Origin of the sequence: Mesorhizobium sp. M1E.F.Ca.ET.041.01.1.1 (assembly GCF_003997355.1) — a bacterium.
Classification (GTDB): Bacteria; Pseudomonadota; Alphaproteobacteria; order Rhizobiales; family Rhizobiaceae; genus Mesorhizobium.
In genome coordinates this window covers 1-9,592 of the sequence record NZ_RZSL01000205.1, presented here as the reverse complement: position 1 = coordinate 9,592, position 9,592 = coordinate 1, and the positions used below count along the sequence as shown (strand labels likewise).

The 9,592-nt window shown below is 64.2% G+C and carries 12 protein-coding genes; 9 read left to right on the top strand and 3 right to left on the bottom strand.

Annotated elements, in window-relative coordinates:
- Positions 1 to 542 (top strand): ATP-binding cassette domain-containing protein (locus EOA38_RS17955; protein ID WP_127299846.1); only part of this gene is annotated, 542 nt, incomplete at its 5' end.
- On the top strand, positions 539 to 1,288 hold the full coding sequence (locus tag EOA38_RS17950) for an ABC transporter permease (RefSeq protein ID WP_127299845.1): 750 nt from the start codon (positions 539 to 541) through the stop codon (positions 1,286 to 1,288). The genes EOA38_RS17955 and EOA38_RS17950, both read left to right, overlap by 4 nt.
- Before the next feature lie 72 nt (positions 1,289 to 1,360).
- Here EOA38_RS17950 and EOA38_RS17945 read toward each other — a convergent pair whose 3' ends face one another.
- The gene (locus EOA38_RS17945; protein ID WP_127299844.1) at positions 1,361 to 1,594 is read right to left on the bottom strand and encodes a hypothetical protein; all 234 of its coding nucleotides are present in this window, start codon (positions 1,592 to 1,594) and stop codon (positions 1,361 to 1,363) included.
- Here EOA38_RS17945 and EOA38_RS17940 point away from each other — a divergent pair.
- The 6 genes from EOA38_RS17940 to EOA38_RS17915 all read left to right on the top strand — a co-directional run bounded on the left by EOA38_RS17940 (position 1,584) and on the right by EOA38_RS17915 (position 6,758).
- Complete coding sequence (locus tag EOA38_RS17940) at positions 1,584 to 2,441, top strand: sodium/proton-translocating pyrophosphatase (RefSeq protein ID WP_189434723.1); 858 nt, start codon at positions 1,584 to 1,586, stop codon at positions 2,439 to 2,441. The two genes, EOA38_RS17945 and EOA38_RS17940, sit on opposite strands and share 11 nt — an antisense overlap.
- Before the next feature lie 110 nt (positions 2,442 to 2,551).
- Positions 2,552 to 2,938: an SET domain-containing protein-lysine N-methyltransferase gene (locus tag EOA38_RS17935; RefSeq protein ID WP_126092083.1), complete on the top strand. Its 387-nt coding sequence runs from the start codon at positions 2,552 to 2,554 to the stop codon at positions 2,936 to 2,938.
- 177 nt (positions 2,939 to 3,115) lie between these two features.
- On the top strand, positions 3,116 to 3,382 hold the full coding sequence (gene rpsU, locus EOA38_RS17930) for a 30S ribosomal protein S21 (protein ID WP_027165252.1): 267 nt from the start codon (positions 3,116 to 3,118) through the stop codon (positions 3,380 to 3,382).
- Between the two features lie 132 nt (positions 3,383 to 3,514).
- Positions 3,515 to 4,366, top strand: coding sequence for a tetratricopeptide repeat protein (locus EOA38_RS17925; protein WP_126092082.1), 852 nt, complete (start codon positions 3,515 to 3,517; stop codon positions 4,364 to 4,366).
- A gap of 223 nt (positions 4,367 to 4,589) precedes the next feature.
- Positions 4,590 to 5,063 carry a DUF992 domain-containing protein gene (locus EOA38_RS17920; protein WP_126092081.1) on the top strand — a complete coding sequence of 158 codons (474 nt, stop codon included), beginning with the start codon at positions 4,590 to 4,592 and terminating at the stop codon, positions 5,061 to 5,063.
- A gap of 243 nt (positions 5,064 to 5,306) precedes the next feature.
- Positions 5,307 to 6,758: an MFS transporter gene (locus EOA38_RS17915; protein ID WP_126092080.1), complete on the top strand. Its 1,452-nt coding sequence runs from the start codon at positions 5,307 to 5,309 to the stop codon at positions 6,756 to 6,758.
- Between the two features lie 131 nt (positions 6,759 to 6,889).
- On the opposite strand, the gene EOA38_RS17910 is transcribed toward EOA38_RS17915, so the two are convergent.
- The gene (locus EOA38_RS17910) at positions 6,890 to 7,747 is read right to left on the bottom strand and encodes a LysR family transcriptional regulator (RefSeq protein WP_126095764.1); all 858 of its coding nucleotides are present in this window, start codon (positions 7,745 to 7,747) and stop codon (positions 6,890 to 6,892) included.
- A 97-nt stretch (positions 7,748 to 7,844) separates the two neighbouring features.
- On the opposite strand from EOA38_RS17910, the gene EOA38_RS17905 reads away from it, so the two are divergent.
- Complete coding sequence (locus tag EOA38_RS17905; RefSeq protein ID WP_126092079.1) at positions 7,845 to 9,182, top strand: aspartate aminotransferase family protein; 1,338 nt, start codon at positions 7,845 to 7,847, stop codon at positions 9,180 to 9,182.
- A 61-nt stretch (positions 9,183 to 9,243) separates the two neighbouring features.
- Here the strand turns inward: EOA38_RS17905 and EOA38_RS17900 are convergent.
- On the bottom strand, positions 9,244 to 9,592 hold a 349-nt coding region (locus EOA38_RS17900), incomplete at its 5' end, for a phosphopantothenoylcysteine decarboxylase (protein WP_281060108.1).

The following is a 9,592-nucleotide window of genomic DNA, read 5'->3' as shown; positions in this document are numbered from 1 at the left end:
ATCCCCATGAACTCTCCGGGGGCCAGCAGCAGCGCGTCGGCGTCGCCCGCGCGCTCGCCGCGGAACCCAATGTGCTTCTGATGGACGAGCCCTTCGGCGCGCTCGATCCGATCATCCGCACCAAGGCGCAGGAGGATCTGCTGGCGATCCAGAAGCGCTTCGGCACCACCGTCATCCTCGTCACCCACGACATGGAGGAGGCGATCCATATGGGCGACAGGATCGCCGTCATGGATGCCGGCAAGGTGCTGCAATACGCCAAGCCGGCGGAGATCCTGGCGAGGCCGGCAAATGGCTTCGTCGAGACCCTGGTCGGTTCCAGCGAGCGGCCGTTCCGGCTCCTGTCGCTCGGCCGCGCGCGCGATGCCGTGGAGCCCGGCGGTGCCGAAGGCGAGGCGATCCCCGGTGAGGCCAGCCAGCGCGATGCATTGGCCGAGCTTCTATGGACTGGTCGTCCGGCGCTGCCGGTGAAGGATGGCAACGGCAAGCTCATCGGCCGCATCACCGTGGAAGGGCTGGTGAAGCGGGCGAGGCCGGCATGAAGGCTTGGCTGCCTGCGCTATTGAGGCTGGCGCTTCTGGTGCTGCTGGTGGCTTTCATCGCCAGCCCGGTCTGGTTCGAGCCGCTGCTGAAGCCCCTGACCGAGAACGGCGCGCCGGCGATCTACAACCAGGGCAGCCTGCTGACGCTGACATTGCTGCATCTGAGGACGGTACTCGTCGCCACGGTTGCCGCGACGATCGTCGCCGTCGCGCTCGCCATTCTGGTCACCAGGCCGGCCGGCGCCGAGTTCCTGCCGCTGTCGCGCAGCCTGGTCAATATCGGCCAGACTTTTCCGCCGGTCGCGGTACTGGCGCTGGCCGTGCCGGCGGTGGGATTTGGCGAGAAACCGACGCTGATCGCGCTCTTCCTCTACGGGCTGCTGCCGATCTTCGAGAACGCGCTGACCGCGCTCACCACGCTGCCAGTCAATGTCATGGAAGCGGCGCGCGGCGCAGGCATGACCGGCTGGCAAAGGCTGATGAAGGTCGAATTGCCGCTGAGCGCCCCCGTGATCCTCGGCGGCATCCGGCTTTCCGTGGTCATCAGTCTCGCCACTGCCACCATCGGCTCGACCGTGGCGGCCAAGACGCTGGGCGAGGTGATCATCGCCGGCCTGATCTCGAACAACCTTGCCTTCGTGCTGCAGGGCGGCCTGATCGTCGCGGCGCTCGCGGTGCTGATCTATGACGGCCTGTCGGCGATCGAGCGCTACGCCGCGCGTCGCATGGGGCGGGAAGCAGAGTAGCCGATTTTCAGATTTGATCCTCGCCGATCTCCGCCATTGTCAACAGATGCCCACCAGATGATCTACGCGCCGTCATTTCAATCGATCTAAAGCCACGATGGCGCCCGCTGGTGAGTCGCCGTCTTCGTCTTTCGGGTGAAAGCAGGGCAAAAACCGAACAATATCTTGACGTTCCAAACCCTGTTTCGCATACACGCCAGCGAAGGTGGCGGATTCCGCTTGGCGGCAATGCGTCTCCCGTCTCAACGGCCCAGGGAGGGGTTCTTCTGGGCCAACAATCGAGGAAAATCCGGCAATGACCATCATTACCGCCGTCATCGCCTGCGGCTTGCTGTCAGTTCTGTACGCCATCTGGGCGACACGTTCGGTCCTTGCGTCCGATCAGGGCAATCAGCGCATGCAGGAAATCTCCGCCGCCATTCGCGAAGGCGCCCAGGCATATCTGGCGCGCCAATACACGACCATCGCCGTCGTCGGCATCGTCGTGCTTCTGCTCGCCTGGTGGCTGCTCTCCATCACTTCCGCGATCGGCTTCCTGATCGGCGCCGTGCTGTCGGGCACTGCCGGCTTCATCGGCATGCATGTCTCGGTCCGCGCCAATGTGCGTACCGCGCAGGCCGCTTCCAACAGCCTCGCCGCCGGCCTCGACATCGCCTTCAACAACGTCGGAGCGGTCGGTCAGATGGGGTCGATTTCCGACCTTTCGCTGGAGGGATGGCGCGAGACGCTCGACACCAATCTCACCAGCGCGTTTCTTGGCGCGAAATACCAGGTGCCGGCGATGATCGAACGGGGTGGCGGTTCGCTGATCTTCACCTCCACCTTTGTCGGCCACACCGTCGGCATGCCCGGCATGACCGGCTATGCAGCGAGCAAGGCTGGCCTGATCGGATTGACGCAGGTGCTTGCCGCCGAATACGGCCCGAAAGCCATTCGCGTCAACGCGCTGCTGCCGGGCGGCACCGATACACCCGCGGCGACGTTCAAGACGCCGGAATCGCGGACATTCGTCGAAAACCTGCATGCCTTGAAGCGTGTGGCCCAGCCGGAAGAGATCGCCCGTTCGGCGCTCTATCTTGCCTCCGACGCCTCGAGCTTCACCACCGGCACCGCGCTGTTTGCCGATGGCGGCGTGTCGATCAACCGGACGTGATCGGTTGGGCAAGACAACAAACATGCTCATCCGCTGAAATCTGGTACCACGGCCTTGCATTCCGGTCTGATTTGACGATTTGGTTTCCCGTCGAAAATCGGACCGGATCGATGCTGCTGATCAGAACCTATGTCGCCCAGAGCGCCATCGAAGGCGTCGGTGTTTTCGCCGCCGAGCCGATCAGGAAAGGCGCCTCGATCTGGCGGCTCGACCCGGATTTCGACCGGCTGATCCCAATGGAGAAATACGAGGCGGCGCCGCCGCATCTCAAGGAACTGCTCGACCGCTACGCCTATCCGAGCCCGGACAAGCCGGGTTTCATGGTTTATGAGGTCGACAATGGCCGCTTCATGAACCATGCCGAACGGCCGAACACCGATTTCTCGCAATATGGCGGCGCCACCGCCATCCGCGACATCGCCGTCGGCGAGGAAATCACCTGCGATTATGGCGAGTTCTTCGAGGATTTCGCCCGACTTCACCTGGCAATGGCCTGAGCACTGTGCCTGCAAGGCGCAGCCGCTCCGGCTTTTGATCGCGGTCCTGCAATCAACGGTGGACAGCGCGGCCTGATTCTGCTATCAGCCGCCACAATTCGCGGTGCAACCCACTGCGGAGGCATAGTGGCTATGGCTGCTTGCCTGTTGATTTCAAACCCGAAGACAGGATTGCACGTGCAGGTACTCGTCCGCGACAACAACGTTGATCAGGCGCTTCGCGCGCTGAAGAAGAAGATGCAGCGCGAAGGTATTTTCCGCGAAATGAAGATGCGCGGTCACTACGAGAAGCCGTCCGAGAAGCGTGCCCGCGAGAAGGCTGAAGCCGTGCGCCGCGCCCGCAAGCTGGCCCGCAAGCGCGCGCAGCGCGAAGGCCTGCTGCCGATGACTCCGCGCCCGGCCCCGGCCGGTGCTGCCGGCGCATCGCGCTCGCCGCGCTCATAACGCCAATTTTTCGTCCTTTTCGAAGGATACCGAGGGTGGCGCGATGCGGAATCGCCGCCACCTTTTTATTTATGCATTCGAGCCGGTTCGGAGAGGGAACGGACTGACGGCGCTGCGGCAGTGAGGACAAAGATGAACGCAATTTCCGTGGAGCGCAGAACCGCTTTTCGCGGCTTCGCCCTGACGGCGGCCCTGCTTTCGGGCCTGACGCTTGCAGCATGCCAGACGACGCCGACGGGCGAGTTCAACAACATCGACAAGGCGCAAGGGTCGACCGAGAACATCTCCTCGCTGTCGGCCGTGATCCAGCGCAACCCGCAGGATCCCGAGGGCTACAATGTGCGCGGCTCGGCCTATGGCCGCGGCGGCCAATACCAGGCTGCGCTCAAGGACTTCAACCAAGCCATCCAGCTCAATCCGAATTTCTACCAGGCCTATTCGAACCGGGCGCTCATCCAGCGCTTCCTCGGCAACCAGGAAGCAGCGCTTGCCGACTACAACCGCTCGATCCAGATCAATGCCAACTACGACGCCGCCTATATCGGCCGTGGCAATCTTTATCGAAAGGCGGGCCGCACCCAGGATGCCTTCAACGACTTCCAGAAAGCGATCCAGCTCGACACGACCGACGCCCGCGCCTACCACAATCGCGGCCTGATCTATCAGAGCCAGGGCCAGCACAAGTTTGCCATCGAGGATTTCTCGACCGCGATCTCGCTGGCGCCGGATGCCGCCGAGCCCTACAACGGCCGCGGCCTCTCCTATCTGGCGACGGGCGACGAGGACAACGCCTTCGCCGACTTCAACATGGCCATCAAGCTCGACGGCAAGAATGCCGAGGCCTGGGCCAACCAGGCGCTGATCTACGAGCGCCGCGGCGACAAGGTAAGGGCCGCCAAGTCGTATCGCGAGGCGATCCACCTCAATCCGAACTACCAACCGGCCAAGGACGGCCTGTCGCGCACCTCCGGCGCCGCCAGCTGATTCGAAGCGGCACCGACCGCTGCGCCACATGACGCCGAGCCGTCGCCGGGAGCGTATCCGTTGGACTGTACTCCGCTCCCAATCCCCGATAGCGATCCGTTAACTGCCGGCGGCAATGCGTTAACTCTTGCCATGTTCGCGCCAAGTTTTGGGCGGAACGCTCCGCGCACCTCGATCGTTAAATCGGGGCTAGTTTTCGAATTTTGCGAAAGGGACTTCCCCGATGATCAAGAAGCTTGTTTGTGCCGCGGCACTGGCCACCACGGTCCTCGCCTCCCCCGTCAGCGCCGGCGTGCTCCGGCTCGGCACGCTCGATTGCACCATCGACGGCGGCGTCGGCTATGTCATCACATCAAACAAGGGCGTGTCCTGCACCTTCCGCCCCTATCATCACGGGCCGTCCGAGCAGTACACCGGGATGATCTCCAAGCTCGGCGTCGATGTCGGCCAGACGCATCAGGGGCAGCTTGTCTGGGCGGTGCTTGCCGCCACGCGCAGCCATGATGCGGGCGATCTCGCCGGCAGCTACTACGGCGTCAACGCCGAGGCGAGCGTCGTGACGGGCGGCGGCGCCAACCTCCTGGTTGGCGGGCTGAACGGCGCCTTCATGCTGGAGCCGCTCAGCGTCCAGGCGCAGACCGGCGTCAACCTGGCCGTCGCGGTAGCCTCGCTGGACCTCGTCCACGCTTACAAGTGAAGCATTTTCATTCAGTCGCTCAATCAGCACGGATGCGGCTCGGGACACACGTTCCGGGCCGCATTCTCTTTTCGCCCGCTGACCATTTGCGCGTGAATTCGTGGCTCTGCCCGCAGCCGCGATATTGCTGAAAAATGCCTCTTGAGCTCAACCGCGCTTGAGGTTCTACAAGCCCTGCCGAACTGGATCTGGCGCTTCGTTCGAAAAGCGAATGAGGCTGCGAATGGCCTCAAGGAGATCGACGTGACGGCAGCAGGCGGCAACAAGGTTGGCGTAAACAAGGTGGACTGGCGGGCGCTGTGGGCAAGCGGCGACCTGGCGCGCTTCTGCTTCATCAGCCTGGGCATCCTGCTGCATGCCACCAACGAGACGATGGTGGCGACGGTGATGCCGGCCATGGTCGGCGAGTTGGCGGGCGTGCAGCTGGTCGGCTGGTCGCTGGCGATCTACGAGCTCGGCGCCATTGTCGCGGGTGCCGCGGCCGGGCGGCTGGTGAGCTATGTCGCGCTGCGCTCCAACATGATGGTCGCGGCCCTGCTCTACGCGGCCGGCGCGCTGATCTGCGCCACGGCACCGTCGATGTGGCTGTTCCTCGCCGGACGCCTCGTCGAGGGACTAGGCGGCGGCGCGCTCGTGTCGCTGGCCTTCGTCTCGGTCGAAAGGCTGTTCCCACGCAACATCTGGCCGCAGCTCTTCGGCATCATATCGGCGATCTGGGGCGTTGCCGCCTTCAGCGGACCGATGCTCGGGGCGATCATGACCGAGTTCCTGTCGTGGCGCTGGGCCTTCGGCATCTTCACCTTCGGCGGCGCGGCAATGGCTCTGGCGAGCTTCATCGTGCTCGACACGCCTGAGGCGACGAAGCCGCAGGCTGGTGCCGGCACGGTACCGGCCTTTCCCTATCCGGCGCTCGCCTGCCTCGCCGTCAGCGTGGTGCTGATCGCCGCCGCCGCCATCGACATTGCCCTGTTGCGCTCGTCGCTGCTGCTCCTCCTCGGCCTGATTGGCCTGGCGCTGTTCTTCCGCATCGATGCCCTCAGGCCCCGCTCGCGCCTCTTCCCCTCGCCTTTGTTCTCATGGCGCTCGCCACTCGGCAGCGGCATGACCATGGTCGCGGCATTTTCCGTGGCCACCTGCACCTTCGCCATTTACGGACCGCTGCTTCTGACCACGCTGCACGGCATTCCGTTGCTGACCACCGGCTACATCATCGCCGCCGAATCGATCGCCTGGTCGATCCTGTCGATCTTCGTCGCCAACGCGCCGCTCGAGCGTGAACGGGTGATCATCGTCATCGGCGCGCTGATGATCGCCTCCGGCCTCGCCGGCTTCGCCTACACCATTCCGGCCGGCTCGATCCCGCTGATCCTGCTCTGTGCCCTGCTGCAGGGCGGCGGCTTCGGCGTTTGCTGGCCGTTCCTGACGCGCGTCATCGTCGCTTCGGCCCGCGACGGCGAGCAGACGATCGCCTCGGCCGCCGTGCCGACCATGCAGCGCATCGGCTATGCGGTGGGCGCGGCACTTGCCGGCATCGTCGCCAACGCCAGCGGGTTTTCGGAAGGCCTGAACCGCGAAGCCGCCGCAGGCGTCGCCGGCTGGCTGTTCCTCGCCTTCGTGCCGCTTGGCATTCTGGGTTGTGTTGCCGCACTGAGGATCTCGTCGACGGCGAACCGGCCTCAACTGGCGGCGGGTTGACGTGCGGGCAAACGACGGCCGCGAGAGCAATTCCAGGAAAAGTGCGTGACGGTTTCCGTCCGGAATTGCGTCAAAACATAGAGATGGGGCGGGTCGCCGTTTGCGTGAAACGGTGATCCGCCCTGGCGGTCTCAAAGTGACGGAAGAACGCTGCGGATATGATTGGCGAACGCCTCGACCGCGGGCGATCGTTCGGAATCGGCAAAGGCGATCAGAATGCCAAGGCTGGGCAACGGCGGAAGGGGTGTGCCCAGAACGTGCAGGTCGGGCGGCACTGCCTCCTCGGTCATCACGCTGATCGCCAGCCCGGACCGCGCAACGGCAATCAGTCCGGCAAGGCTGTTGCTGGCGTAGGCAATCCTGTAGCGCAACCCGGCGCGGGCCATGGCCTCGCAGGCTGCCTTGTGGTCGATGGCATTCGACGCGGCCAATGCCAGCGGCACGGTGTCATCGAAATCGTAGAGGTCCAGGGCCGGCCTGCTGCCAACCCAGACCAGCCGTTCTGTGCGCACGACGCCCTGTGCATCGTCCGTATTCGGGCTGGAGACAACCGCCAGGTCAATCTGGCGTGAATTGAGAAGCGTCCGCAGTTCGACCGTCGGCGCCGAAACGACCTTGATCTCGACATCGGGATAGACGGTTCCAAAACTCTGCAGCAGCGCCGGAAAGAACGCACTCAAATAATCTTCGGGACTGCCGAAGATGATCGAGCCATGCAGCCCCTTCTCCGAGAACGCCGAAATCGCCTCGTCATGGATTTTGAGAATGCGATCGGCATAGGCCAGGAAGCGTTCGCCGCTGCCTGTCAGCCGGACGCCGCTGCCGCTGCGATGAAACAGGGCCTGGCCGAGGGCTTCCTCGAGCCGCTGTATCTGCATGGTGACCGCGGACTGCGTGCGGCCGACCTGTATGGCCGTCGCACTGAGGGTTCCCGAATGGGCCGCGCGCACGAATGTCGCGAGCAGTCGGAGGTCGAGTGGAGTCTGCATATCAATTCCATTGATATCCGCATCCAACCACTATCAATTTTACTGCATCAGCGCCAGCCGCTAACTTTTCCCCACCAACGCTTGCTGGAGCTGGAAGATGTCAAAAAACTTGGATCGCAGGTTCTGGGCCTCTGCGCAAAACCACCTCATACGCTATGGCGGCGCCTTCGAACCCGCCATCATCGAGCGGGCGGCGGGCTCGTTCGTCTACGACGCGGATGACAAGCCCATCCTCGACTTCACCTCCGGGCAGATGAGCGCGCTGCTCGGTCATGCTCATCCCAGGATCGTTTCGACGGTCAGCCGGCAGGTCGAGAAGGCCGCGCACCTTTTCAGCGGCATGCTGTCCCGTCCGGTGGTCGAGCTCGCGGAGCGCCTCGCGGCGCTGGCCCCGGGGCTCGACCGGGTGCTGCTGCTTTCGACGGGGGCCGAGTCGAACGAAGCGGCCATCCGGATGGCGAAGCTGGTGACCGGCAAGCACGAGATCGTCGCCTTCTCGAAAAGCTGGCACGGCATGACCGGAGCCGCGGCGTCGGCGACCTACAGCGCCGGCCGCAAGGGCTATGGGCCCGCGACGGTCGGTTCGCTCGCGATCCCCGCGCCCAACAGCTTCCGGCCTCGCTTCAAGAACGCCGACGGCTCCCTGGACTGGCTCACGGAACTCAACGATGGCTTCGATCTGATCGACAGCCAGTCGACAGGCAACCTTGCGGCCTTCGTCGCCGAGCCGATCCTGTCCAGCGGCGGCATATTGGAGCTGCCGCAGGGCTATCTGGCGGCACTCCAGCAGAAGTGCCGCGAGCGTGGCATGCTGCTGATCCTCGATGAGGCGCAGACCGGCATCGGCCGGACAGGAACCATGTTCGCCTTCCAAAGGGACGGCGTCACGCCTGACATACTGACGCTGTCCAAGACCATCGGCGCGGGCCTGCCGCTATCGGCCGTCATGACAACGGCTGACATCGAAGAGGCGGCGCACGACAAGGGTTTCCTGTTCTACACCACGCATGTCTCCGATCCTCTGCCGGCGGCCGTGGGCCTCGCGGTGCTCGACGTGGTTGAGGAAGAAAAGCTCGTCGAGCGGGCACAGTATTTGGGCGCGAGGTTGTTTGACGGACTGTCACGGCTGAAACAGCGATACGAATGTGTCGGCGACGTGCGCGGCCGCGGCCTCCTGCTCGGGGTCGAGATCGTCAAGGATCGCAAGGACAGGGTTCCTGACCATCAGCTTGGCGCCGCTATCGCGGCTGAGGCGTTCCGGCGCGGTCTCAGCATGAACATCGTCAAGCTTCCGGGAATGGGCGGCGTCTTTCGCATAGCCCCGCCACTGACCATCTCCGAGGAAGAACTGGATCTCGGCTTGAGGATCATTGCCGAGTCGATCGAAGCCGGGCTTGCCGCAAGCACGAGCCGTCCCGGTATCGCCGCGGAGTGAGCTTATCGAGGTTGGCCTGCCGGCGCGCTCAGCGCGCCGGGTCTCCGACGGACGAAAGCATTCAAACAACGATCGTCCGCAGCCGCTCGGCGATCAAGGCGGCGAGCCGCGCCGCCACCTCGTCCTTGCCCATCTCCGGCCACTCCTCGACGCCGGTGCGGGAGACGATGCGCACCTTGTTGCGGTCGCCGCCCATGACGCCCGACGGGCCAATGCCGCTCTCATGCGAGACGTCGTTGGCGACGATGAAATCGGCGCCCTTCTTCCTGAGCTTGGCCTCGGCATTGGCGATCAGGTCCTGCGTCTCGGCGGCAAAGCCGACGACAAGACCCGGCCGCTGGCTGTGGTGGCCAACGCCGGCCAGGATGTCGGGATTCTCGACCATTTGCAGCGCAGGCGGTCCCTCTCCG